23 protein-coding genes are annotated in these 23,176 nt (G+C 65.5%); 13 read left to right on the forward strand and 10 right to left on the reverse strand.

All coding sequences use genetic code 11. From position 1 onward, the window contains the following. Positions 1 to 2: 2 nt before the first annotated feature. From ypfJ to AC20117_RS18260, 4 genes are read right to left on the reverse strand one after another with little or no spacing between them, the layout of a single operon-like run. The gene (gene ypfJ, locus AC20117_RS18245) at positions 3 to 908 is read right to left on the reverse strand and encodes a KPN_02809 family neutral zinc metallopeptidase (RefSeq protein ID WP_074702441.1); all 906 of its coding nucleotides are present in this window, start codon (positions 906 to 908) and stop codon (positions 3 to 5) included. Between the two features lie 37 nt (positions 909 to 945). Beyond that, complete coding sequence (locus tag AC20117_RS18250) at positions 946 to 1,569, reverse strand: energy-coupling factor transporter transmembrane component T family protein (RefSeq protein ID WP_074703419.1); 624 nt, start codon at positions 1,567 to 1,569, stop codon at positions 946 to 948. Continuing rightward, on the reverse strand, positions 1,566 to 2,273 hold the full coding sequence (locus AC20117_RS18255; protein WP_074702440.1) for an energy-coupling factor ABC transporter ATP-binding protein: 708 nt from the start codon (positions 2,271 to 2,273) through the stop codon (positions 1,566 to 1,568). The genes AC20117_RS18250 and AC20117_RS18255 overlap by 4 nt, the downstream gene beginning before the upstream one ends. 1 nt (position 2,274) lies before the next feature. Beyond that, positions 2,275 to 2,937: a biotin transporter BioY gene (locus tag AC20117_RS18260; RefSeq protein WP_074702439.1), complete on the reverse strand. Its 663-nt coding sequence runs from the start codon at positions 2,935 to 2,937 to the stop codon at positions 2,275 to 2,277. Positions 2,938 to 3,122: 185 nt separating this feature from the next. Here AC20117_RS18260 and AC20117_RS18265 point away from each other — a divergent pair, with 185 nt between their 5' ends. After that, positions 3,123 to 4,721, forward strand: coding sequence for an ABC-F family ATP-binding cassette domain-containing protein (locus tag AC20117_RS18265; protein ID WP_074702438.1), 1,599 nt, complete (start codon positions 3,123 to 3,125; stop codon positions 4,719 to 4,721). A gap of 27 nt (positions 4,722 to 4,748) precedes the next feature. Here the strand turns inward: AC20117_RS18265 and AC20117_RS18270 are convergent, their stop codons facing one another. Genes AC20117_RS18270 through AC20117_RS24245 form a run of 3 tightly spaced genes read right to left on the reverse strand, consistent with a single transcriptional unit; the run spans position 4,749 to position 6,427 of the window. After that, entirely contained in the window at positions 4,749 to 5,642 is an 894-nt protein-coding gene (locus AC20117_RS18270) for an SURF1 family cytochrome oxidase biogenesis protein (protein WP_074702437.1), read from the reverse strand. A gap of 3 nt (positions 5,643 to 5,645) precedes the next feature. Next, entirely contained in the window at positions 5,646 to 5,894 is a 249-nt protein-coding gene (locus AC20117_RS18275; RefSeq protein WP_074702436.1) for a hypothetical protein, read from the reverse strand. Next, positions 5,891 to 6,427, reverse strand: a complete 537-nt coding sequence (locus AC20117_RS24245) for a DUF3099 domain-containing protein (RefSeq protein ID WP_083340016.1) — start codon at positions 6,425 to 6,427, stop codon at positions 5,891 to 5,893. The genes AC20117_RS18275 and AC20117_RS24245 overlap by 4 nt, the downstream gene beginning before the upstream one ends. Positions 6,428 to 6,581: 154 nt before the next feature. Here AC20117_RS24245 and fabG point away from each other — a divergent pair, with 154 nt between their 5' ends. Together fabG and AC20117_RS18290 are read left to right on the forward strand one after the other, a co-directional pair. Continuing rightward, on the forward strand, positions 6,582 to 7,304 hold the full coding sequence (gene fabG, locus AC20117_RS18285; protein ID WP_074702434.1) for a beta-ketoacyl-ACP reductase: 723 nt from the start codon (positions 6,582 to 6,584) through the stop codon (positions 7,302 to 7,304). Between the two features lie 152 nt (positions 7,305 to 7,456). Then, a complete protein-coding gene (locus AC20117_RS18290) occupies positions 7,457 to 8,209 on the forward strand; it encodes an SDR family oxidoreductase (protein WP_074702433.1) in 753 nt (250 codons plus the stop codon). Between the two features lie 118 nt (positions 8,210 to 8,327). Here the strand turns inward: AC20117_RS18290 and serB are convergent, their stop codons facing one another. Continuing rightward, a complete protein-coding gene (serB, locus tag AC20117_RS18295; protein WP_074702432.1) occupies positions 8,328 to 9,221 on the reverse strand; it encodes a phosphoserine phosphatase SerB in 894 nt (297 codons plus the stop codon). A 129-nt stretch (positions 9,222 to 9,350) separates the two neighbouring features. On the opposite strand from serB, the gene AC20117_RS18300 reads away from it, so the two are divergent. From AC20117_RS18300 to AC20117_RS18325, 6 genes are all read left to right on the forward strand, one after another. Beyond that, positions 9,351 to 10,139, forward strand: a complete 789-nt coding sequence (locus AC20117_RS18300) for an ABC transporter ATP-binding protein (protein ID WP_074702431.1) — start codon at positions 9,351 to 9,353, stop codon at positions 10,137 to 10,139. A 13-nt stretch (positions 10,140 to 10,152) separates the two neighbouring features. Next, positions 10,153 to 10,929, forward strand: a complete 777-nt coding sequence (locus AC20117_RS18305; protein WP_074702430.1) for a sulfite exporter TauE/SafE family protein — start codon at positions 10,153 to 10,155, stop codon at positions 10,927 to 10,929. Then, positions 10,926 to 11,732, forward strand: a complete 807-nt coding sequence (locus AC20117_RS18310) for a TrmH family RNA methyltransferase (RefSeq protein WP_074702429.1) — start codon at positions 10,926 to 10,928, stop codon at positions 11,730 to 11,732. Before AC20117_RS18305 ends, AC20117_RS18310 begins: the two co-directional genes overlap by 4 nt. Positions 11,733 to 11,909: 177 nt before the next feature. Continuing rightward, positions 11,910 to 12,164 carry a type B 50S ribosomal protein L31 gene (locus AC20117_RS18315; protein WP_074702428.1) on the forward strand — a complete coding sequence of 85 codons (255 nt, stop codon included), beginning with the start codon at positions 11,910 to 11,912 and terminating at the stop codon, positions 12,162 to 12,164. A gap of 161 nt (positions 12,165 to 12,325) precedes the next feature. Then, positions 12,326 to 12,883: an NADPH-dependent FMN reductase gene (locus AC20117_RS18320; protein WP_074703418.1), complete on the forward strand. Its 558-nt coding sequence runs from the start codon at positions 12,326 to 12,328 to the stop codon at positions 12,881 to 12,883. 82 nt (positions 12,884 to 12,965) lie between these two features. Beyond that, positions 12,966 to 14,027 carry a lipoate-protein ligase LplAB gene (locus AC20117_RS18325; RefSeq protein ID WP_074702427.1) on the forward strand — a complete coding sequence of 354 codons (1,062 nt, stop codon included), beginning with the start codon at positions 12,966 to 12,968 and terminating at the stop codon, positions 14,025 to 14,027. Here the strand turns inward: AC20117_RS18325 and AC20117_RS18330 are convergent. Continuing rightward, positions 13,922 to 14,863 carry an alpha/beta fold hydrolase gene (locus AC20117_RS18330; RefSeq protein WP_074702426.1) on the reverse strand — a complete coding sequence of 314 codons (942 nt, stop codon included), beginning with the start codon at positions 14,861 to 14,863 and terminating at the stop codon, positions 13,922 to 13,924. The genes AC20117_RS18325 and AC20117_RS18330 overlap by 106 nt on opposite strands. A 165-nt stretch (positions 14,864 to 15,028) precedes the next feature. On the opposite strand from AC20117_RS18330, the gene AC20117_RS18335 reads away from it, so the two are divergent. Then, positions 15,029 to 17,059, forward strand: coding sequence for a transcriptional regulator (locus tag AC20117_RS18335; RefSeq protein ID WP_074702425.1), 2,031 nt, complete (start codon positions 15,029 to 15,031; stop codon positions 17,057 to 17,059). Here the strand turns inward: AC20117_RS18335 and pepN are convergent, their stop codons facing one another. Further along, positions 17,060 to 19,681 carry an aminopeptidase N gene (pepN, locus tag AC20117_RS18340; RefSeq protein WP_074703417.1) on the reverse strand — a complete coding sequence of 874 codons (2,622 nt, stop codon included), beginning with the start codon at positions 19,679 to 19,681 and terminating at the stop codon, positions 17,060 to 17,062. A 102-nt stretch (positions 19,682 to 19,783) separates the two neighbouring features. Between pepN and AC20117_RS18345 the strand changes: the two genes are divergently transcribed. From AC20117_RS18345 to AC20117_RS18355, 3 genes are read left to right on the forward strand one after another with little or no spacing between them, the layout of a single operon-like run. Further along, positions 19,784 to 21,349 carry a circularly permuted type 2 ATP-grasp protein gene (locus AC20117_RS18345; protein WP_074702424.1) on the forward strand — a complete coding sequence of 522 codons (1,566 nt, stop codon included), beginning with the start codon at positions 19,784 to 19,786 and terminating at the stop codon, positions 21,347 to 21,349. 37 nt (positions 21,350 to 21,386) lie between these two features. Then, on the forward strand, positions 21,387 to 22,313 hold the full coding sequence (locus AC20117_RS18350; protein WP_074702423.1) for an alpha-E domain-containing protein: 927 nt from the start codon (positions 21,387 to 21,389) through the stop codon (positions 22,311 to 22,313). Beyond that, positions 22,310 to 23,161: a transglutaminase family protein gene (locus AC20117_RS18355; protein WP_074702422.1), complete on the forward strand. Its 852-nt coding sequence runs from the start codon at positions 22,310 to 22,312 to the stop codon at positions 23,159 to 23,161. The genes AC20117_RS18350 and AC20117_RS18355 overlap by 4 nt, the downstream gene beginning before the upstream one ends. Positions 23,162 to 23,176 lie beyond the last annotated feature (15 nt).

Raw genomic sequence — 23,176 nt, forward strand, 5'->3', positions numbered from 1 at the left:
TGCTACGAGGGGTTGTCCAGATCGGTGGCGCCGAAGGTATCGCACTGCGCCGGATCGCCGGTCTCGTAGCCCTGGACAAACCACGCCTGCCGCTGCTCGCTCGAACCGTGCGTAAAGGTGTGGGGGTTGACCTGGCCGGTGCTGGCCTGCTGGATCCGGTCATCGCCGACGGCGGCTGCCGCCGAAAGCGCGTCCCGCAGGTCGTCCCTGCCGATGGGCTGCATGAACGGCCGGCCGGTCGTCTCGTCGATCTGTTTGGTGGCGTTGCCGGCCCAGACACCGGCATAGCAGTCCGCCTGCAGCTCGACCCTGACGGCGCCGGAAGCGGCTCCTTGGGGATCCTGCTGCGAGTAATTGATGACGCCGGTCAGGTTCTGGATGTGGTGTCCGAACTCGTGCGCCACCACATATTCTTCGGCCAGCGGGCCCTCGGCTGCACCCAACTGGTCGGTGAGCTGGTCGAAGAAGCCGGTGTCGAAATAGGCGGTGGTATCGGCCGGGCAGTAGAACGGTCCGACGGCGCTGGAAGCCGTGCCGCAGCCGGTACTGACTTGCCCGTCAAAAAGCACCACGGACGGCCGCGGGTACGTCATGTTGAAGCGGGGAAGTTCTTCGCCCCAGAACCGGTTGAGACTGTTGACCGTGCCGACTACCCGGCAGTCGCGGCGGGTGTTGGCGTCCTCACCGGTCTCGCACTGGGCCGCAATGCTGTCCGGACCGGTTGCCTCCTGCTGCACGGAAGCTCCGGAGCCAAGTCCGAGCCCCTGCAGCAGCTCCGGCGGGACCCCCAGCAGCGAGGCGATGAGCACCACCAGTCCGCCGCCACCGATGGCGATCTTGCCGCCCATGCCACCGCGCCGGTCCTGGACCTGGGACGTGTCCAGCCGGGAGCCCTGGTTGAAACTCATGGGCTTAGAATAGCGCCGCCGGGCGCCAGTGGAGGCGCTATTGCTCCTTTTCCCCGAGTCCGCGTGCGGCCAGGGCGTCTCCGGTCTGCCGGGCATAAGCCACCGCGCCGATGATGACGGGCTGCACGATGGCGCGCGGGGAAGAGCCGAGACCGCGGGCCTTGGCTGCATCCCGCACATCGTGCAGGGACCCGAGCAGGTACGGGATGCTCCGCAGCATCAGGGAGATGGTCAGGGCGAAGCGCTCGGGATCGGCGCCGAACCGCCGCAGGGGGGTCACGGCCGCCACCAGCCCGTCGAGCAGCCGCTGCGTCTCGGTGGTGGAGGTCAGCAAATTGGCGGCATAGATGCAGGTGAGCAGGGCCGCAACCACTGCCAGGGCTCCGGCCGGCGAGTCGACCCACCAGCGATAGGCGACCACCACCAGCAGGAAAAGCCACATGGCGCGCAGGGGAGTCACCAGCTTCCGGACCGGAAGTCCCGCTGCCACATGCAGGACAACGACGACGGCCAGCACCGCTGTGCGGGGGATGGCGCCGGGCAGGGCCAGCACCGTGATGCCGGCTGCCGCAAGCAGCACGAACTTCAGCAGCAGCGGCGTCCGGTGCAGCCAGCTGCGCCCCGGCACGTAGGCGCTGATCAGGTGGGCCCGGCCCCTCACGGCGTCGGCTCCCGGATGCAGGCGCAAAGCTTGCGGTAAAAGTCCACGGCGGCGGGCGGATCGCCGTCGTAAACCACTGTGCCTGAGTCCACGACGAGGGTGCGTTCACTGTCCCGGGCCAGTTCCAGGTCATGGGTGGCCAGGATGACCTGCTGCGGCAACGAGGCCAGCCGATCCCGCAGCAGCAGTGTGTTCTTCAAATCAAGCAGGGTGGAGGGCTCGTCCAGCACCAGCACATCGGGATCCACTGCCAGCACGCTGGCCAGCGCCGCCAGCTGACGCTCGCCGCCGGAGAGCTGGTAGATGCTCTGGTCCGCCAGGGCGGCGAGGCCGAAGCCGGTCAGGATTTCCATTGCCGCGTTCCGGCGATCGGTACGGTTGCGGTGGATCCGCCGCAACGACAGCTCGACGTCTTCGAGCGGCGTGGGCATGACCAGCTGGGAGAGCGGGTCGGTGAAGACGAAAGCGACTTTCCGCCGTACCGCTGCCCCGTGTTTGGCCGTATCGCGGCCGTCAACGTCCACAGTTCCGGCGTCGGGGAGGACCAGGCCGTTGATCAGCTTGAGCAGGGTCGATTTACCGGAGCCGTTGGCGCCGATGATGCTGATGCGCTGTTCTCCGAGCGCCAACTGCGGCACGGACAGGATCGGAGCTGCGTCTTCGGCGAAGTCGGGACGGACCAGGACGTCGCGGAATTTGATCATGTCAGCGGGGCCGGCGAAGCAGATCAGGGAAGGCTTTGTGGATGCCGACGGCAATCGCGGCAGCCGCGGCGTTCTTGACCAGGTCTCCGGGGACGAACGGCAGGTCGGCAACCAGCGCGGCACCGAAGGCCAGCTGGCCGTTGAGCATCATGCCGACGATCCCGCACAGATGCGTCAGGACGGTGCCTGCGGTGGCCGCCCCGAACAGCCACAGCGTGGTCAGCGTGGTCAGCTTACGGACCCGCCGGAGCGCAGGCCGCGCCAGCACGCCGATGAGCGCAGCCGCGAAGGGGAAGGAAAGCAGGTAGCCGGCCGACCCCATCGCCAGCACGCCCAGGCCGCCCTGGTAACCGGCGAAAATGGGCAGGCCCACCAGGCCAAGCAGTACATACAGTCCCACCGCGGCGAACGCGCGGGCGCCGCCGAGAACCAGTCCGGCCAAGGCAACCACCATCGTCTGGAGCGTTATGGGCACACCGAGGATATTGCCGGCCGGGATCGGGGGAACGGCGATCGATGCGGCGGTCAGCGCGGCGAAGACGCCGATGAGGGCCAGATCGGTGCCGTTCCAGGAGCGGCGGCCGGGTGCGTTTCCGGCGGCAGGGGAGCCGCTGACGACGTCGGAGGCTGCAAGGTTCCGATTGTGGGCGGACTGCTTCGGCATCGAAAGCTCCTTCTATGGCATGGGGACAACATGTCTATCCCCAACTACCGAGAATAGCGCCTGCGCGGGCAGGATCGTTTGTAGGTTTCCTTCGAAGTCATACGGGCCGGTAGACTGGAAAGGCTGATTTCTGCAGCATCGTGTACTGCACATTCCCTTATATTCCCTTTGGAGAGGTCCCACCTGTGATTACCGTTAATGATCTTGAGCTGCGCGCTGGAGCCCGTCTGCTCATGGACGCGGTGTCATTCCGTGTGGACAAGGGCGACAAGATCGGGCTGGTGGGCCGTAACGGAGCCGGCAAGACCACCCTGACCCGGGTTCTCGCCGGCGAGGGCATTCCGGCCGCAGGTCAGGTCACCCGCAGCGGAGACATTGGCTACCTGCCGCAGGACCCGCGGACGCCGAACATGGACCAGCTGGCACGCGACCGGATTCTTTCCGCCCGCGGACTGGATATCGTCTCCGGCAAACTCCGCGCCGCGCAGGCCGACATGGCCAGCGAGAATGCGGACGTCCAGGCCAAGGCCATGCGCAGCTACGACCGGCTCGAAGCCGAGTTCCTTGCGGGCGGCGGCTACGCTGCGGAGGCGGAAGCGGCCGCGATTTCCTCCAACCTGGCGCTGCCGGAACGGATCCTGAACCAGCCGCTCAAAACTCTGTCCGGCGGGCAGCGCCGCCGTGTCGAACTGGCCCGGATCCTCTATTCGGGCGCGGACACCATGCTGCTGGATGAGCCCACCAACCACCTGGACGCCGATTCCATCAGCTGGCTGCGCGAGTTCCTGAAGAACCATCACGGCGGACTGATCGTGATCAGCCACGACACCGAGCTGCTCGAAGCCACGGTGAACAAGGTCTTCCTGCTCGACGCCAACCGCGCCACCATCGACATCTACAACATGAACTGGAAGCGCTACCAGCTGCAGCGCGAAACCGATGAGCGTGCCCGCAAGCGGGAACGCGCGAATGCGGAGAAGAAGGCCGGGGTCCTGATGGACCAGGCCAACAAGATGCGTGCCAAGGCCACCAAGGCCGTCGCAGCGCAGAACATGGCCAAGCGGGCCGAGCGGCTGCTCAGCGGACTGGATGCCGTGCGTGCCAGCGACAAGGTCGCAGCGCTGCGCTTCCCGGATCCGTCTCCCTGCGGCAAGACCCCGATGACGGCCGAGGGACTGAGCAAGTCCTATGGCTCATTGGAAATCTTCACCGACGTAGACCTGGCCATTGACCGCGGTTCCAGAGTAGTGATTCTGGGACTGAACGGTGCCGGCAAGACCACGCTGCTGCGGATGCTCGCCGGGGTGGACTCACCGGACACCGGTGAGGTCATCCCCGGGCACGGGCTCAAGATCGGCTATTACGCGCAGGAACATGAAACGCTCGATACCGAACGCAGCGTGCTGGAAAACATGCGTACGGCCGCCCCGGACCTGCAGGATGCCGAAGTGCGCAACATCCTCGGCTCGTTCCTCTTCTCCGGCGACGACGTCAACAAGCCTGCCGGTGTGCTCTCCGGCGGCGAGAAAACCCGTTTGGCGCTGGCTACCATTGTTGCGTCCTCGGCCAACGTGCTGCTGCTCGACGAGCCCACCAACAACCTCGATCCTGCCAGCCGTGCCGAGATCCTAGGCGCGCTGCGCAATTACAGCGGCGCGGTCGTCATGGTCAGCCACGACGAGGGGGCAGTGGAAGCGCTGAACCCGGAGCGCGTTGTCCTGCTGCCCGACGGCGTGGAGGACCTGTGGAACGAGAGCTACCTGGACCTGGTCACGCTCGCGTAAGGTCCCCAAGGGCCGCTGGCGGCGGGCTTAGTCCCGCTCGCTCAGCAGCGAGCCATCCGTGCGGAACCCCTGGGCATCCAGCACGGCATCTTCTTCTTCCTCGGCGCTGGGGCGCTTGCGGGAACGCTTCTGCGCGGCCGGCCGCGGAGCGGGATTGGCCTCGTGGTAGCCAGCTTCTTCATCTTCCTCCTGCAGCCGGTCCATTCTTGCCTGCTGCCGTGCGGCATAGCCGTAGCCGACGAAGAACAGCACACCGAAGGCGTACCACTGCATGGAGTAGGAGAGGTGCGGGCCCTCATCGATCGCCGGCTTGGGCATGAGCGCGGGACGCTCAGCCGGGGCGGGATTTTCGGCCGCCATCAAGCCGTAGCCGCCCCTAAAGACCGGGTAGCCCAGCTCGGCTGCATACTCGTCCAGCTGGATCGATGCCAGCTGTCCCTCCGGGGCGCCGCGGTCCACTGACGATTCGCCCGGCTTCACCCGTGCGACGACGGTGACGTCACCCTCCGGGGCTGCCGGGACCGTGTCCGGGTGGCCGGCTACGTCATTGCCAATTGGCAGCCAACCGCGGTTGATAATGACCGCCGGGCCTGATTCCAGCTTCAACGGGACCAGGACCTCGTATCCGGGACGGCCGTTGAGCGGGCGGTTGCGCACCACCCGCTGGCCGGCTTCGTCATACTGGCCGCGCAGCACCACGGGCGTCCATTCCTCGGCGTCGTCGGCTTCGGCGAAGATATCCGGCACTGTCTCAAAATCGACGGGGTCGGCGTCGTAATTGGATTCAATCGCGGTAATAACGTCATGGGCCTGGTCTCTGCGGTCCATCTGCCAGTTGCCCAGCAGCACGCAGACAGAGGCGAGCAACGCGACCAGGAGGAGCCAGCCCAGCCACTTCGCGCTGAACAGAAAACGGTACATCAGCTAGCTTCCCTCTACCGGAGTGTCCAGAGGCTGGGTATCGCGCCACAGCCCGCGCAGCTTGAGATAGTCTTCCAGCCAGCCGCGGTGGTCCTCGCAGGCCAGCCAGATCTTCCGCCGTTCGGGCGTGTGGATTTTCGGGTTGTTCCACCGCACCTGCCAGGCCGCGGCAGCGCGGCAGCCCTTTCTGGAGCACATCGTCTCAGCCGGCATTGGCTGCCCGCCTCCGGACAGCTGGTCAAAAATACTCACGCGGCGCTTTCGTCCTTCCGGCGCTTCGTCACTGGGCTGAGATTGCCCTCGAAGACTTCATAGCTGTCATGAACCGGCGCGGTAGGTCCCGCGCGCCGGTGGACCGTTTCCGAGCCGGTTGCCCGTTCCGGTCTTTCGCCGGTTGCGGAGGGTCCTGCCGCCGTGCCGGGTTCCTGCTCCTCGTCGACGATCTCGCCGGGCACCACTACGGGTTCGGTGGCCTTCGCAGCGGCTTCCGCAGACTCCAGTTCACCGGCGGGTGCATGGTCCAGCAACGCATCGCTGTGCTTGAGGTTGCTCTGGTCGCTGCCGCCATTGGCAATGACGACCGCGATCCACGGCAGGAAGACTGCTCCGGCTACAAAGAGCCATCTGGCCCAACCATCGATGAAAAAGAACAGCAGAAGGCAGGCCAAGCGGATTCCCATCGCAAGGGAATACTTGACCATCCGACGGTGCATCTCGTCTGTGTGGCTTTCGGGGACGTCCGTAATGCTGAGGACTTCCCGATCATCATCTGGCTGCTTATTCATCACGCTCCAAAGACCCACCTCAATTCTCCCACGTGCCGGAACCCAGACGAAGTCGATGGGCGGGATGGCCGGGATGGACATGGTCACATGCGGGTCCGCAGCCGGCAGAGGGCTAGGATTCTTTAGAAATAAACCGCGTTCAACGGAGGTAAATGTGAGCAACGAGCAGCAGACCGGGCGAAGCGTCCTGGTCACGGGCGGCAACCGCGGCATCGGCCTGGCCATCGCCAAGTCCTTTCTGGCCAACGGCGATAAGGTAGCCATCACCTACCGCAGCGGTGACGTTCCCGAGGGTCTGCTGGGCGTGAAGGCCGATGTCACCGATGCCGCCTCCCTTGACGCAGCCTTCACCGAAGTTGAGGCCGCCCACGGTCCGGTGGAAGTAGTCGTGGCAAATGCCGGCATCACCCGCGACACGCTGCTGCTGCGGATGAGCGAGGACGATTTCACCGATGTTGTGGATACGAACCTTGGCGGCGCGTTCCGCGTCATCAAGCGGGCGTCCAAGGGCATGATCCGGCTGCGGAAGGGCCGCGTTGTCCTGATCTCCTCCGTTGTCGGACTCTACGGTTCCCCCGGCCAGATCAACTACGCCGCGTCAAAGTCCGGTCTGGTCGGCATGGCACGGTCGCTGACCCGCGAGCTTGGTTCGCGCGGCATCACGGCCAACGTGGTGGCCCCCGGGTTCGTCAACACGGACATGACGTCCGAGCTGCCCGAAGATACCCAGAAGAGCTACCTTGCCAGCATTCCAGCCGGCCGATTCGCCGAGCCGGAGGAAGTGGCCAATGTGGTTCGCTGGATCGCCAGCGACGAGGCCGCCTACATTTCCGGCGCGGTCATCCCCGTTGACGGCGGCCTCGGCATGGGGCACTAGCGCCGGCCGGACGGCTTCGGCTGCGCTTTGTCGGTTTCCTACAACAGGTCCGGCTTCGCCGACTGGCAGTATGGAAGCAGACAACCATTACCGTTAAGCGTTTCCTACAAGGAAGCGCTGGGGGAGTACCCCGCAAAAATTGAGGAGCAGCCATGGGTGCACTGGAAGGCAAATCGGCCATCGTGACGGGTTCGTCCCGCGGGATCGGCGCAGACGTAGCGAAGAACCTCGCCGCTGAAGGGGCTTCCGTGGTCATCAACTACCGCCAGAAGGCGCCCCGCGCCAACAAGGTAGTGGGCCAGATCGAAGAAGCCGGCGGCCGTGCTGTGGCGGTCGGCGCGGACCTCACCGTGCCGGAAGGCGCTCAGGCGCTGGTCGACGCGGCCAAGGAAAACTTCGGCGGACTGGACCTGCTGGTCCTCAACGCGTCCGGCGGCATGGAAACAGGGCTGGGCGAGGACTACGCCATGCGCCTGAACCGTGATGCCCAGGTGAACATGCTCAAGGCCGCCGTGGACGTCATGCCCTCAGGCTCGCGCGTCGTCTTCGTCACCAGCCATCAGGCGCACTTCATCGACACCGTACCCACGATGCCCGAGTACGAGCCGGTGGCCCGGAGCAAGCGGGCCGGCGAGGATGCCTTGCGGGCCGAACTGCCGGCGCTGGCGGAGAAGGGCATTTCGCTGGTGGTAGTCTCCGGCGACATGATCGAAGGCACCGTGACCGCCACCTTGCTGGACCGCGCTGCACCCGGGGCCATCGAGGCCCGCCGCGAGGCGGCCGGAAAACTGTACTCGGTCGAGGAGTTTGCCGTGGAGATTGCCAAGATGGCGACGGCGGACGTTCCTTCCGGTCATACCGAGCTGGTCGGTGGAGCAGACTGGTTCCAGGACACCCAGGCCTGAGTCCCTCAACCGGGACCTGGCCGGCGGCTGCAGCGGAATACGTCCGCCGCAGCCGCCGGCCGCTTAAGCGGCTTGACAGGCAGCGCGGCCGGAAAGACCCGGAACCTCTCGAAGCCGGTCAGACACCGGCGAAGAGCCGCGCGACGTCCAGATAAGGGATGTTGATCGCGGCGTCGGCGGCTTCGCGCACGGCCGGTTTGGCATTGAAGGCCACGCCCAGGCCGGCGGCGGCCAGCATGTCGAGGTCGTTGGCACCGTCACCGATGGCGATGGTCTGTGCCAGGTCGATGTTCTCGGCCTCGGCCCACTCGCGCAGCGAGGCTTCTTTGGCAGCCCGGTCGACGACGGCGCCATCCACCAGTCCGGTCAGCGCACCTTCCGCCGTTCCCAGGAGGTTGGCCCGCCAGTAATGGAGTTTCAGATCCTCGGCCAGTGGGTCGAGGATCTGGCTGAAGCCGCCGGATACCACCCCCACCACATGGCCCGCGTCCAGGAACGCCTCCACGAGCTCGGCGGCCCCGTCAGAGAGCTGAACTGTCTCCCGGACCCGTTCGGTCACGTCCACGGGCAAATCCCGCAACGTCTCCACCCGCGCATGGAGGCTCTGGGCAAAGTCCAGTTCGCCGCGCATGGCCGCTTCGGTCAGGGCAGCGACTTCCATATGCTTCCCAGCATGCTCGGCCAGCAGTTCGATCACTTCCTGCTTGATCAGGGTGGAGTCCACGTCCATGATCAGCATCTTGCGGTGCGGTCCCGCCAGCTCGGCCGGCATGACCGCCGTTCCCAACGTATCGGTGATGACTGGTTTGACCGCCGCCCGCAGCGCAGAGAGGCCGGCCGCGGTATCGCCGTCGTACCCGACGGCCAGGATGGTGGCCTTGAAGCGGTCGTTGGTGAAGTTTTCCAGTTCCACAATGTCCCCGCCGGCTTCGGACACGGCGTGCTGGACGGCGGCAAGGTAATCGTCGGGGAGTTCGACGCCGAAGGAAACAACGCGGAAAAGCGAGAGCATGCGGGATAGATCCTTGTCTTCACGGCGGGGCCGGAGGGATAAACAACGGGGAAATGTGCCGGATCCCATCATCGGTAACCGGCGTAGCGTTTGGCGAATGCTACGGCTTTTAGCCTAATGTCTACTCCTATGAGCGATGTTCTTGAATTTGCCGGAGTCAGCGTTGTCCGCGGGCGCAAGACCCTGCTTGACAGCGTCGACTGGCAGGTCAAGGATGGTGAGCGCTGGGTTATTCTCGGTCCGAACGGTGCCGGTAAGACGACACTGCTGCAGATCGCCGGTGCCCGTCTCCATCCTACCAAGGGCGAAGCCGGCATCCTCGAAGAGACCATGGGCTCGGTGGATGTTTTTGAGCTGCGGCCCCGGATCGGGCTGGCGTCGGCGGCGCTGGCCAACCAGATCCCCGAGCACGAAACGGTCCTCAACGTGGTGGTGACCGCCTCCTACGGTGTCACCGGCCGCTGGCGCGAGCAGTACGAAAAGATGGACGAACGCCGCGCCTTCCGGCTGTTGAACCAGTGGGGCATGTCCACCTTCCTGAACCGCCCGTTCGCCACCCTGAGCGAAGGCGAACGCAAGCGCGTGCAGATTGCGCGCGCCCTGATGGCGGATCCGGAACTGTTGCTGCTGGATGAGCCGGGCGCCGGACTGGATCTGGCCGGCCGCGAGGACCTAGTGCAGCGCCTGAGCGAACTGGCCGCCGACGACGAAGCTCCGGCCCTGGTCCTGGTCACGCACCACCTCGAAGAAGTACCGCCGGGCTTCACCCATGCCATGCTCCTGCGCGAAGGCGGCGTGGTGGCGCAGGGCCCCATTGCCGAAGTCCTGACCGAAGAAAACCTGAGCTCCGCCTTCGATATGCCGCTTGAGCTCAAGGAAGACGGTGGCCGCTACACCGCCGTCGCCCGGCGCAGCTAAGCCCTGCCCCTAGATGGATTTACTTCAGGCCGGAATCATCGCCCTGGCCGGGTTGTGGGCCGGAACGATCAACAGCATTGTCGGTTCCGGCACGCTGGTCACCTTCCCTGTCCTGGTGGCGCTCGGCTTCGCCCCGGTGACGGCGACCATCTCCAATGCCATGGGGCTGATCGCCGGCAACGTCGGGGGAGTCTACGGCTACCGGCGTGAACTTTCCGGGCTCCGCAGCACTCTCAAGGTCCTGTTGCCTGCCTCGTTGCTCGGCGGCATAACCGGAGCAGCGCTGCTGCTGAACCTGCCCGAGGCAGTTTTTGAATATGCCGCCCCGTTCCTGATCGTGATCGCCCTGCTGTTCGTGGTCTTCCAGCCCCGCCTGCAGAAGTGGGTGCGTGAACGCGAGGCCGCCCAGGCCCGGGAGAAGAGCCACCCCTGGGTGCTGCTGTTCCTGGTCTACTTCGCCGGTGTCTACGGCGGCTACTTCGTCGCCGCCCAGGGCGTCCTGTTGGTCGGGATCCTGGGTGTGTTCCTGCACGGCACCATCCAGCAGGCCAACGCCATGAAGAACGTGCTGGTGCTGGGCGTCAACATCATTGCGGCCATCTCCTACATGATTTTCGCGTTCGACCGGATCGACTGGTGGGTGGTGCTCATCATCGCGGTCAGTTCCCTCATCGGGGCGTTGGCAGGCTCCGCCGTGGGCCGGCGGCTCAAGCCCATTGTCCTGCGCGGAATCATCGTTGTCCTGGGCCTCGTGGCGCTCTACGTGATGATTTCGAACCTCATCGCATGAACCTGCAGCACCTGTCCTCGGCCCAGGATCCCCGCGTGGCCGACTACACCCAGCTGACCGACACCGCCCTGCGCCGGCGCCGCGAACCGGCCGAAGGCATGTACATCGCGGAGAGTTCCAAGGTGCTGCGCCGGGCCATCGCCGCCGGCCACATGCCGCGGTCCTTCTTCCTGGCCGAGAAATGGTTGGCGGACCTGGAGGATGTGATCAGCCGGTTCCCGAACGTCCCGGTGTTCGTCGGCGCGCCCGAGGTCCTCGAAGCGATCACCGGCTTCCACCTGCACCGTGGTGCCATGGCCGCGATGAACCGGCCTGCCCCGCTGCCGGTGGCCGAGGTTCTCTCCGGCGCCCGCCGCGTGGCGGTGCTGGAAGACATCGTGGACCACACCAACGTCGGTGCCATTTTCCGTTCCGCCGCCGCCATGGGAATGGACGCGGTCCTGATCAGCCCCCGCTGCGCGGATCCGCTGTACCGCCGAAGCATCCGGGTGAGCATGGGTACGGTCTTCCAGATCCCGTGGGCACGGCTGGAGGATTGGCCGGGCGAACTCGCCCTGCTGCGCCAGGAAGGATTTACGACGGCGGCGCTGGAACTTACCGAGGACGCCATCACTCTCGATGAACTCGAGTCACGCGATTTCGACAAGCTTGCCCTGGTCTTGGGAACCGAGGGCGCGGGCATGCTGCCGGAGACCCTGGCCGGCGTCGATCTGAAAGTGATGATCCCGATGCGCGCGGGCGTGGATTCCCTCAACGTGGCCGCCGCCAGTGCGGTTGCTTTCTGGGCATGCCGCCCGGACTGAAATGTCCGGAGCATGGGTGCGCGCCGCGACGGCCCCACTGCCAAAATCCGCGTGCCGTCCGGTTTCGACGTGCGGGCTGGAATACGGTAGTGTTTATTGCTGGTCCTGTGTGGACTGCTCTCTTTCCAATCCTTAAAGCCGCTGGCAAAATCCAGGGGCGCGATCAAAGGTTACACAATGAAGTCTGATATCCACCCGAAGTACGCCCCGGTTGTTTTCCGCGATCTGGCGTCCGGCGTTTCCTTCCTGACCAAGTCCACTGTTGGTTCCAACAAGACTGTTGAGTGGGAAGACGGCAACACCTACCCGCTGATCGAGGTTGAAATCTCCTCCGAATCGCACCCGTTCTACACCGGCAAGCAGCGCATCATGGACAGCGCCGGCCGCGTGGAGCGCTTCAACGCACGCTTCAAGGGCTTCGGCAAGAAGTAGTTCTTCGCCCGCAGCTTTCCGCGGATGCCCGTACCGTTCCGGTGCGGGCATTCGTGCTTTAACCGGACTCTCAAGCTGCTCGGAGGTTAGGATGCGACTAGGCCCACCAGCCGCAGACACGAGCACGACTGAACCGCCTTCGTCGAATGGAGAAGTCCGCCATGCTGAAAATCGCGATCATTCTCGGCAGCACCCGCCCCGGCCGCACCGGCTCGCCCGTGGCCAACTGGGTCTATGAACACGCCCGCCAGCGCACCGATGCCGAGTTCGAGCTGGTCGACGTCGCCCAGCAGAACCTGCCTCTGCTCGACGAGCCGATGCCGCCGTCCACCGGGCAGTACAGCAAGGACCACACCAAGGCCTGGTCGGCGAAGATCGCCCCGTTCGACGGCTACATCTTCGTCACCGCGGAATACAACCATTCTGTCCCCGGCGCCCTGAAGAACGCCATCGACTTCCTGTACGCGGAGTGGAACAACAAGTCGGCCGGATTTGTCAGCTACGGCAGTGCCGGCGGCACCCGCGTGGTGGAACACCTCCGCGGGATCGCCGCCGAACTGCAGCTGGCCGACGTCAGGGCACAGGTCTTCCTGCCCTTCGACGATGAATTCGACGACGACCAGGACTTCGTGCCCACGGACGAGGCCACCGAGGCCCTCACCCCGCTGTTCGATCAGGTCATTGCCTGGGCCGGGGCGATGAAGACGCTGCGCAGCTGACCCACCCCGCTTCGCGCAAGGACCGCCGTCGGTGGTAAGACTGGAACGTTAAGTTGGTAGGCGTGGAGCACAGGGAGCGCAGATGTCAGAACACCGGCACGGTGAATACAAGGTCCTCGGCGGCAAACTGGTTGTCGCCGACCTCGACGTCCTTGAGGGCCGGCTGGCCAACGTTTCGATCAGCGGCGACTTCTTCCTGGAACCCGACGAGGCGCTGGCGGACATCAACGCGGCCCTGAACGGCCTCTCCGCGGAGGCCAGCCACGCCGAGTATTCCGCAGCCATTTCCGCCGGGCTGGCGGCCGACGTCGTGCTTTTCGGATTTTCGGCCGATGCGGTGGCCGTGGCCGTGCGGCGCGCCTTGGCCAAGGCGACCGGCTGGCTGGACCATCACTGGCAGGTCATCGGGCCGCAGGCGCTGCCCATCCACCTCAACGTAGCCCTGGACGAAGTACTCGCGCGGCGTGTGGGCGAAGGCAAACGGCCGCCCGCCCTGCGGTTGTGGGACTGGGACGAGCCGTCAGTGGTCATCGGCAGTTTCCAGTCGGTGCGCAACGAGGTGGATCCGGACGGAGCCGAGCGCCACGGCGTCACGGTGGTCAGGCGGATCACCGGTGGCGGAGCCATGTTCATGGAGCATGGCAACGCGATCACGTACTCCCTGTACCTGCCGCAGACGCTCGTGGACGGGCTGTCCTTCGAAGCCTCGTATTCGTTCCTGGACGCCTGGGCCATGGCCGCGCTGAAGAAGGTGGGCGTGGAGGCGTTCTACCAGCCGCTCAATGACATTGCGACGCCGGAAGGCAAGATCGGCGGGGCCGCGCAGAAGCGGCTGGCCAGCGGTTCCATGCTGCACCACGTGACCATGTCCTATGACATCGACGCGGACAAGATGACCGACGTGCTCCGGATCGGCAAGGAGAAGATCTCGGACAAGGGCATCAGCAGCGCCACAAAACGGGTAGACCCGCTGCGCCGGCAGACCGGATTGTCCCGCACCGAGATCATCACCACCATGATGGACACGTTCAAGGACCGCTATGGTGCGGTGGAAGCCGGGGTTTCCGAAGAGGAAATGGCTGCCGCCAAGGAACTCGCGGCCACCAAGTTCGCCACCGACGAATGGCTCAACCGCGTGCCCTGATCTTTCGGCGCAAGGAAGTCCGAAACGAGGCGGTTGAAGTCGTCGGGGCGCTCGATCGCCGCAACGTGCGAGGCCCCGTCTCCACGGATGACTTCGAAACGTGCGCCGGGGATCGCGTCGGCGACCTCGCGTGCTATCCAGGGTGGCGTCAGCAAGTCCTGCTCGCCAACGAGGACCAGAGTGGGTGCCATGATTGCGCCCAGCCGGTCCAGGGCGTCGAACTGCAGGTAGGCATCTGCCTGCCGCCCGTAGGCCTCGGGACTCATCGGATACGGATTGCTTGCCAACAGCGCGGCAGTGTCCCGCACGGCCTCGTGGTTCCGGAGGAAGGCCGTGGAGAACAGCGACACGAACTGCTGCCCGCCAAACACCTGCCCCGCAGCGTCGTTCGCCTTGACCCAGCTCCAGATCTGGATCGGGTCGACGGCGCTTCGTGCCGGCGCAGCTCCCGTTCCGGCGAGCACCAGCCGATCCAGCCGGTCGGCGTGCCGTAGGGCGAATTCCTGCGCAATCATTCCACCCATGGAAAGCCCCAACAGATGGGTCCGGGTAATCCCCAGCGCGTCAAGCAGGCCGCACAGGTCGTCCGCCATGTCTGCAATGGCGTAAGGATGCTTGGCTTTCGAGCTGCGGCCCGCGTCCCGGTTGTCGACCAAGACCACCCGGAACTGGGTAGACAGGGCAGGGACCTGGGCCAGCGTCCAGAGCGACGAGTCGTAGCCTATTCCCATCACCAGGACGAGGGCAGGTCCTGCTCCGTGGATTTCGTAATACAGCACCTGCCCGTTGGCCTGCACCGTGCCCGATGACGGCACCTTCTTCTGGTTCGTGTTCATTTTGACGCTCCTTGTGAGTGGCCCGTCCCCGGCTCGCGGCGTCTCCCGCGGCCTGGGTATCGGGCTTGGTAAACCCCTATGCGTGAGGAACACTGTTACTTGGGTAACCCTCGGTGTTACGCCGGGGCCGGGTCTGAGCAGGCACTGCCTGCGGATCGGTGAGCGATGTCCGACGACGCCGAAGCGCCACTGGTGAAGCAGGCGCGCGAGGCATACTCCAGCGGCGAGTGGTCGCAGGCGTACGAGCTGCTCGTCGGACTGGACGCGCGCGGCCCGCTTTCAGTGCAGGACCTGGGGCTTCTGGCCGACGCCGCCTATGCCGCCGGTCATCTCGACGTGACGATCCAGGCATGGGAACGCGCGCATGCGGAGGCTGTGCGCCTTGGCGACCCGATCGCAGCGGCCGGTGCGGCTGCCCGCGTTGCCTTGCATCTGCTCATGGATACTGCTCTGATGGCGCCGATCCGCGGATGGGTCAAACGGGCAGAGCGGCTCTTGGCGGGGCAGGAGGAGACGCCGGTCCATGCCTGGCTGGCGGTCATCAACAGCTACGAGCGCCTATTGATAGGCGACGTCGGCGCCGCACGCGAATGGGCCGGCCGGGCCGTCGAGGTGGGATCGAGCTGCAACCCGGCAGCGGCTGCCGTCGGCAGGGTGGCAGAGGCGCACGCCGTAATTCTGGAGGGGGACGTCCGCCGGGGCCTGACACTTGTCGACGAAGCCGCGGTGGCCGCTGTCTCCGGTGAACTGGATGCCGTATCGACGGGAATGGTCTACTGCGAGCTCGTGTGCATGCTCCAGGGGCTCGCTCAGTACGACCTCGCCGAAGAGTGGACGGAGGCTATGGAGCGGTGGCGCCACGGAAACGGTATCGGCAGCACCCATGGTCGCTGCCGTGTCCACCGTGCCCAGATCCTGCGGCTTCGCGGGGCAACCGCCGAAGCGGAGCAGGTGGCCCTGGCGGCCTGCGCGGAGCTCCGGCCATACCTTCGGCGCGAGTTCGGGTGGCCGCTTACAGAATTGGGCCGCGTGCGATACCAGCTGGGCGACCTAAATGGTGCGGAGGAAGCTTTCCTTGCAGCTCGCCAGGCTGGCTGGGATCCGGAACCGGGACTCGCCCTTGTGCGGCTGGCCCAGGGCGATGTGGCTTTGGCGGCCGCATCCATCCGGGACTCGCTCGAACATCCCGTGACCGTCCCTTCCAAGGAACTCCCGCCGAACACCGCACTACGCCGGGCACCGCTGCTGGCCGCGAGCGTCGAGATCGAAGCGGCGGCCGGAGACCTCGTGGCCGCCCGTGACTCCGCCGACGAACTTGCCCAGATAGCCGCCTCGTTCAAGAGCAGAGCGTTGTCTGCCAGTGCGGCCATGGCGAACGGGCGGGTGCAGCTCGCTGCCGGTGAGGTGCCCGGCGCCCGGAGTGCCTTCCAGAGTGCCGTGCAGCTGTGGAGCTTGGTAGGAGCGCCCTACGAAGTCGCCTTGGCGCGCACCGGGCTCGCACAGGCGCACCGCGTCGCGGGGGATGAAATCAGTGCCGGCCTGGAGCAGGCGGCTGCCGATGCCGCCGTCGAAAGCCTCAGAGCAGGCCATAAGGCAGAAGAGCGCAAACGCGGGTCCAACTCCTTCCGCCGGACAGGCGACTACTGGTTCATCTCCTTCGAGGAAAACACTGTTGCCCTGCGCGATCTGAAGGGGCTTCACTACTTGGCGCGGCTCCTCGCACATCCCGGCAGGGAGTTCCACGTGCTCGACCTCGTAGCGAGCGGGACTGATCCGGCCGCAGTCCATGCGGGTCTGCCTGATCCCGAGCTCGCGTCCTCCGGCTGGGGAGACGCAGGCCCCATGCTGGACCACCAGGCGAAGAACGCCTACCGTCGGCGGCTCGCTGAGATCGATGAGGACCTCGATGAGGCCCGTCTCCTGCGGGACCGCGGACGCGTTGTCCAGGCGGAGGCGGAACGCGAGTTCCTCATCCGCGAGCTATCGAGGGCCGTCGGACTCAGCGGGCGTGGCCGGCGCGCCGGCTCCGCATCCGAACGCGCCCGCGTCAGCGTGACCCGGGCAATCCGCCATGCCATGGACCGGATTCGTGAGCACGACCCGCCGTTGGCGGAGCATCTCGGGCGGGCCATCCGGACGGGGACTTACTGCGTCTATCTCCCAGACTCACGCGTCAACGGGGCCTGGGTAACCTGATCAGAACGCCTGGACCAGCTGCCGCCCCTGCACGGTGAGGGCGCGGAGCAGATGGTCGCGCTGCTCGATGACGATCCGGCGCAGAGCGGCCGGCGCGTCGCTGTGGCCGGCCAGCCATTCATCGGTACGGACAACGACGGCGTGCTGCCGCGGTTCGGTGCCCGGCTCCAGGTCCTGGGCGAGGGGATAGAAGCCCCTGACAATGCGGCTGGCGATCTCGATGCTCTTCTGCGCCCAGACGCTTTCGATGCTCTGGAAGTAAGGCTCGATGTAGGGGTCCAACAGTTCATGGCCGGCGGCGGTAAAGCCGTCGATGGTCGCATCGAGCAGTTGGTTGGACAGTTCGGAGCCGGCCACTGCGTCTGCCCAGGCCTGCGCCTTAACGGCAGGATCGGGACGCGCAGTCATGGCTGTCAGGTGGCCGGCTCTGCCGGCTGCGGTCAGGTCCGACGCCAACTCCGTGTCCAGCTGCTCCTGGCTGGCGTGGCCGGTGGCGGCGATTGCCTGCCAGAAACGCCAGCGCAGGTCGGTGTCCAGTGTCAGCCCGGCAACGCGCTCAGTGCCCTTGAGCAGGTCTGCGATGTAGCCGGCACAGCGCGGCGTCGAGCGGGATAGCGCGGCCAGGGACCGGGCCCAGGTCAGCTGCTGGTCGCTGCCGGCCGCGGCCTTCCCTAGGTGCAGCCGCACGGAGTCAACAAACCGCTCCCGCTGTACCGTCCGCTCAGCCGCCGGCAGGTAGCGGTCCAGAGCGGTCCTGGCACAGTCGAGCAGCACCTGCAGCACGCCGTTGTCCGACTCGGCGGGAGCGAAGCGTTCGACGGCGCCAAGGTAGTCTGCCGGTGCCAGCAGTCCGTCGCGGGTCATGTTCCATAAGGCCGACCAACACAAGGCACGGGCCAACGGATCGGTGATCTTATCCAGGGCAGAGAGCACGGTCTGCAGCGAGGCGGCATCAAACCGGACCTTGGCATAAGTCAGGTCATTATCGTTGACCAGCAGCAGCGCCGGGGCGGGCCGCCCCGCGAGCTCCGGAACGTCCGTTGCGGCCCCGGCCAGATCCAGCTCCACTGAATCGGTCCGCACCAACGCACCACCGGCGTCGAAGTCGTAGAGGCCCAGCCGGAGCCGGTGCGGCCGGTCCACGGTCCGGGCGGTGACGGGATCCATTGCATCCTGGAGCAGCCGCACCCGAGCCAGCCGGCCGCCGTCGTACTCAATCTCCGGAACCAGCGTGGAAATGCCGGCAGTCTGCAGCCACAGTGAGGACCAGCGGGCCATGTCCCGCCCCGAGGCGTCGCTGAGGACGGTCAGGAAATCGTCAAGCGTGGTGTTCGAGTAGGCGTTGTCCCGGAAATACTGGCGGGCGGCACCGATAAAGGCGTCGAAGCCAACGTAGGCGACCAACTGCTTGAGCACCGAGGCGCCTTTGGCATAGGTGATCCCGTCGAAATTCTGCTTGGCGGCCTCCAGGTCCCGGATGTCGGCGACGATCGGATGCGTAGTCGGCAGCTGGTCCTGCACATAGGCCCAGGCCTTGCGGCGGTTGGCGAAGGCGACCCAGGCGTCCTTCCACCTGGTGGCTTCCACCAGCGCCAGCGAGCCCATGTAGTCGGCGAAGGACTCTTTGAGCCAGAGGTCGTCCCACCACTGCATCGTGACCAGGTTGCCGAACCACATATGCGCCATTTCGTGCATGATGGTGTTTCCGCGGGCCTGGTACTGGGCATCGGTGGCCCGGGATTTGAAGACGTAGGTCTCGGTGAAGGTGACCAGCCCGGGGTTTTCCATGGCACCGAGGTTGTATTCGGGCACGAAGGCCTGCTCGTACTTGCCGAAGGGGTAGGGGTACTCGAACAGCTCGTGGAAAAAGTCCAGTCCGGCCTTCGTGATCGCGAAGATTTCCGCCGCGTCGAAGGCCTCCGCCAGCGATGACCGGCAATAGGCGCCCAACGGGACCTCCAGTTCGGTGCCGTCCGCAAGGGTGCGCTTCCAACTGTCCTCGACGACGTGGTACGGCCCGGCGAGGACAGTGGTGATGTAGGTGGAGATGCGCTCTGTCGGGGCAAAGCGCCAGATTGAGAATCCGGGCGTGGAGGCCATCTCCTCACACACGGCCAGCGGGCTGTTGGAGGACACCTGCCAGTCCGACGGCGCAGCGACATTGAAGGTGAAGCTGGCCTTGATGTCGGGCTGTTCGAAGTTGGCGAAGACCCGGCGGGCGTCGGCCGGCTCATACTGCGTGTACAGGTAGATCCGGCCGTCCGCGGGGTCCACGAACCGGTGGAGTCCCTCACCGCTGCGGCTGTAAAGGGCAGTACCGACGATGGTGACTTGGTTTTCGGCGGCCAGGTCCGCGAGGTGGATGCGCGAGCCGTCCACGACGGCGTCCGGATCCAACTGGATCCCGTTCAGCATGACCGAGTGGATGCCATCGTGGATGAAGTCCACAAAGGTCCCGGCTCCCGGTTCATTGCACTTGAACGTGATGACGGAGCGGGAGATGTAGCCGGTTGCCTCCGGGTCCAGGACGCTGCGCAGGTCCAGCGCTACGTCGTAGTTCTCGACTTCGATCAGTTCTGACCGTCCGCGGGCTTCCGACCGGCTAAGATTCTCGTTCTTCACCCGGCCCATTTAACCACGGCTGCCGCTGCACCGGTCCGCTGTGAACACGCTGTTGTGGGGCAAAAGCGTGTGCCGGAGCGAAATACGTGAAACGCTTTTGCCATGTCGGACTTGTTTGAGGACTACGCCACCGCGGCGAAACGCAGCCCTGCCTTCGACGAGATGTTTGGCGCGGGCCAGTTGCCGCGCGCCGAGTATGCGCATGTAGCGGCCGCGCTGGGCGAATTGACGCTGGCGGATGTCACTGCCCGGGCAGATTCCATGGCGCGTACCTTCCTGGACCGCGGAGTCACCTTCGACTTCGCCGGCGAGGAACGTCCTTTTCCGCTGGATCTGGTGCCCCGGATCATCTCCGGGTCCGACTGGAACATTCTGGAGCGCGGCGTCACCCAGCGGGTCCGGGCGCTGGAAGCCTTCCTGGACGATGTCTATAACCGGATGTCGGTGGTCGCGGACGGCGTCATCCCGCGCAGGCTCATCACCTCCAGCGCCAACTTCCACCGCGAAGCGTACGGCTTCGATCCGGCCGGCGGAGTGCGGGTGCATATCGCCGGAATCGACGTGGTCCGCGACCAAGCCGGCACTTTCCGTGTCCTGGAGGACAACGTCCGAGTACCCAGCGGCGTGAGCTACGTGATCGAGAACCGACGCGCCATGGCGAAGGGCCTGCCGGAGGCATTCGGGCAGCAGCCCATCCGGCCGGTCGAGGAATACCCGCGGCGGCTGCTTTCGGCGCTGCGCAAAACCGCACCTGCCGGCGCAGAGGATCCGACCGTCGTCGTACTTACTCCCGGCGTTTTCAACAGCGCCTATTTCGAGCACACCCTGCTGGCAGGACTGATGGGCGTGGAACTGGTCGAGGGACGGGACCTGATCTGCCGCGGCAACCGGGTCTACATGCGCACTACCGGCGGCGAACAGCGCGTGGACGTGATCTACAAGCGGATTGACGACGAGTTCCTCGACCCGCTGCAGTTCAGATCCGATTCTGTGCTGGGCTGCCCGGGCATCGTCAATGCGGCCCGTGCCGGCAATGTGACCATCGCCAACGCGGTTGGCAACGGCGTCGCCGATGACAAACTGGTATACAGCTACGTGCCGGACCTGATCCGCTACTACCTGAGCGAAGAGCCCATCCTCCCCAACGTGGACACCTTCCGGCTGGAGGAACCCCAGGCCCGCGAAGAAGTCCTGGACCGGCTCGACGAACTGGTGGTCAAACCGGTGGACGGTTCTGGCGGCAAAGGGCTGGTGATCGGGCCCGATGCCACCAAGGAGGAGCTGGAGACGCTGCGCGCCAAAGTTCTCCGGGATCCAAGGGGCTGGATTGCCCAGCCGGTGCTCCAGCTGTCCACGGTGCCCACCATGTCCGGCGGCCAGTTCAGTCCCCGGCATGTGGACCTGCGCCCCTTTGCGATTAACGACGGCGACGACGTCTGGGTGCTGCCCGGCGGATTGACCCGGGTGGCGCTGAAGGAGGGGTCGCTGATCGTCAACTCCAGCCAGGGCGGCGGGTCCAAGGACACCTGGGTGCTGGCCGACGATTCGGCCGACGCGCAGGTCGAAACGATCGGCAGTCCTGCGGTTGTGCCTGCCCCGCCGGTGCGGGAACGGGCGAGTGTCTGGCCCGTGGATTCAAACTGGCCCGACAGCCAGCCGGAACAGTGAAGGACGTTGTGACAGTGAACCAAGGAGGCAGGAACCGATGCTGAGCCGCATTGCGGAATCCCTGTTCTGGATAGGCCGGTATGTGGAACGAGCCGATGGCACGGCGCGCATTCTGGACGTCAATCTGGAGCGGCTGAACCAGTTGCAGCCGGACGAGCAGCGCCTGGTAGCGCGGCAACTGCTTGGGATCATGGGCTCGCGCCCGGACACTGACGATTTCGGCCTGGGTGATCTGCTGAACAAGCTCGCCTATGACCGCGTGAGTCCGACGTCCATCGCCGGTGCCCTCGGAGCCGCACGCGAAAACGCCCGCCGGGCGCGCGAGACCGTCTCCTCAACGCTCTGGGAAGGGCTGAACACCACCTGGTACGGGCTCAGCCAGCACCGCAAGGATGTGGTGGGCACGTACCGGTTCTGCCACTGGGTGCTGGAACGCACGGCCATGATCAAAGGCCTGGCCGATACCACTATGAGCCACGACGAGAGCTGGCAGTTCCTTGCCTTGGGCCGCAGCCTCGAAAGGGCGGACATGACGGCCCGCATGCTCTCCACCCAGGGGGTGCTCTCTGCGGGGCTGTCCTGGGTGAATATGCTGCGCTGCGCGGGAGCTTACGAGTCCTTTCTCCGCACCCGGCGCGGGGCCTCGGGTGAAGAACAGGCCGCGGAGTTCCTGCTGCTGGACCGGTTGTTTCCGCGGTCCATTGTTTACGCGCTGAGCGACGCCGAAAAGGCTCTCGAGCGCCTGGATCCGTCCTACCAGCGGATCGGCTTCATCAACGACGCGCGCAGGATTGTCGGCCAGGCCCGCACCTTCCTGGAGTTCCACCAGCCCGATGACCTGCTGGCCGAGTTGCCCGAGCATATGGACCGCGTGCAGAGGGCCTGTGCCCAGGCTTCCGATGCCGTTACCCGGACCTACTTCGCCCAGCCCATTGATCTGTCCTGGGTAGGGGAAGTGTCATGAGCAGGCTGCGCATAGAACACCGGACCGGATACCGTTACGACCGCAGCGTCACGCTCTCCTACAACGAGGCACGGATGACGCCCCTCACCGACTCCCAGCAAGTGGTGCTGGAATCATCCCTGACGGTCAGCCCATCGAGCGCCGTCGTCAGTAACTACCGCGATTACTGGGGCACCCGGGTGACGGCCTTTGACATGCAGACGGCGCACGACTTTCTCGAAGTCACGTCTCTGACCACGGTAGAGGTCCACCGCAGCCAGCGGATCCCGGCAGCGGAGGAACCAGCGGACTGGGACGTGCTGCGGTCGGATCCGGTCCTCGACGACTATGCCGATTGGCTGCCGCAGACCCGTCTCAGCGAGCCCGGCGAGGAGGTCGGGAAATCCGTGCGCGAATTGACGGATGGCCTGCCGCCGCATGAGGCCGCCCACGCCCTGATGGCCTGGCTCAAGGCGGAAATGCAGTATGTCCCCGGCGTAACAGGGGTGCAGTCCAACGCTGAGGAAGTATGGAACCACCGCAAGGGCGTCTGCCAGGACCTGGCGCATCTGGGCATCGGCGCGCTGCGAGGCCTCGGTATCCCGGCCCGGTACGTCTCCGGGTACCTGCATCCCAAGCCGGACGCGGGGATCGGGGAGACGGTAACGGGGGAGTCCCACGCCTGGCTGGAGTGGTGGGACGGAGAATGGCGCAGCTGGGATCCCACCAACGCCGGCCCGATCAGCGACCTGCATGTGTCCGTGGCACGCGGCAGGGACTACCGCGACGTCTCTCCGCTAAAGGGCATACTCTCCGGCGGCGGACGGTCCGAACTCAAGGTGCAGGTCGAGGTAACCCGGCTGGCATGAAGACGCAGAGGAGCG

Source organism: Arthrobacter crystallopoietes (assembly GCF_002849715.1).
In the GTDB taxonomy this organism is placed as follows: domain Bacteria; phylum Actinomycetota; class Actinomycetes; order Actinomycetales; family Micrococcaceae; genus Crystallibacter; species Crystallibacter crystallopoietes.

What these genes read in the sequence shown, in the direction of transcription:
- ypfJ (WP_074702441.1), bottom strand. Translation starts at nt 908, where the DNA reads ATGAGTTTCAACCAGGGCTCCCGGCTGGACACGTCCCAGGTCCAGGAC.
- AC20117_RS18255 (WP_074702440.1), bottom strand. Translation starts at nt 2,273, where the DNA reads ATGATCAAATTCCGCGACGTCCTGGTCCGTCCCGACTTCGCCGAAGAC.
- AC20117_RS18260 (WP_074702439.1), bottom strand. Translation starts at nt 2,937, where the DNA reads ATGCCGAAGCAGTCCGCCCACAATCGGAACCTTGCAGCCTCCGACGTC.
- AC20117_RS18270 (WP_074702437.1), bottom strand. Translation starts at nt 5,642, where the DNA reads ATGTACCGTTTTCTGTTCAGCGCGAAGTGGCTGGGCTGGCTCCTCCTG.
- AC20117_RS24245 (WP_083340016.1), bottom strand. Translation starts at nt 6,427, where the DNA reads ATGAATAAGCAGCCAGATGATGATCGGGAAGTCCTCAGCATTACGGAC.
- AC20117_RS18290 (WP_074702433.1), top strand. Translation starts at nt 7,457, where the DNA reads ATGGGTGCACTGGAAGGCAAATCGGCCATCGTGACGGGTTCGTCCCGC.
- serB (WP_074702432.1), bottom strand. Translation starts at nt 9,221, where the DNA reads ATGCTCTCGCTTTTCCGCGTTGTTTCCTTCGGCGTCGAACTCCCCGAC.
- AC20117_RS18300 (WP_074702431.1), top strand. Translation starts at nt 9,351, where the DNA reads ATGAGCGATGTTCTTGAATTTGCCGGAGTCAGCGTTGTCCGCGGGCGC.
- AC20117_RS18305 (WP_074702430.1), top strand. Translation starts at nt 10,153, where the DNA reads ATGGATTTACTTCAGGCCGGAATCATCGCCCTGGCCGGGTTGTGGGCC.
- AC20117_RS18310 (WP_074702429.1), top strand. Translation starts at nt 10,926, where the DNA reads ATGAACCTGCAGCACCTGTCCTCGGCCCAGGATCCCCGCGTGGCCGAC.
- AC20117_RS18315 (WP_074702428.1), top strand. Translation starts at nt 11,910, where the DNA reads ATGAAGTCTGATATCCACCCGAAGTACGCCCCGGTTGTTTTCCGCGAT.
- AC20117_RS18320 (WP_074703418.1), top strand. Translation starts at nt 12,326, where the DNA reads ATGCTGAAAATCGCGATCATTCTCGGCAGCACCCGCCCCGGCCGCACC.
- AC20117_RS18325 (WP_074702427.1), top strand. Translation starts at nt 12,966, where the DNA reads ATGTCAGAACACCGGCACGGTGAATACAAGGTCCTCGGCGGCAAACTG.
- AC20117_RS18330 (WP_074702426.1), bottom strand. Translation starts at nt 14,863, where the DNA reads ATGAACACGAACCAGAAGAAGGTGCCGTCATCGGGCACGGTGCAGGCC.
- AC20117_RS18335 (WP_074702425.1), top strand. Translation starts at nt 15,029, where the DNA reads ATGTCCGACGACGCCGAAGCGCCACTGGTGAAGCAGGCGCGCGAGGCA.
- AC20117_RS18345 (WP_074702424.1), top strand. Translation starts at nt 19,784, where the DNA reads ATGTCGGACTTGTTTGAGGACTACGCCACCGCGGCGAAACGCAGCCCT.
- AC20117_RS18350 (WP_074702423.1), top strand. Translation starts at nt 21,387, where the DNA reads ATGCTGAGCCGCATTGCGGAATCCCTGTTCTGGATAGGCCGGTATGTG.
- AC20117_RS18355 (WP_074702422.1), top strand. Translation starts at nt 22,310, where the DNA reads ATGAGCAGGCTGCGCATAGAACACCGGACCGGATACCGTTACGACCGC.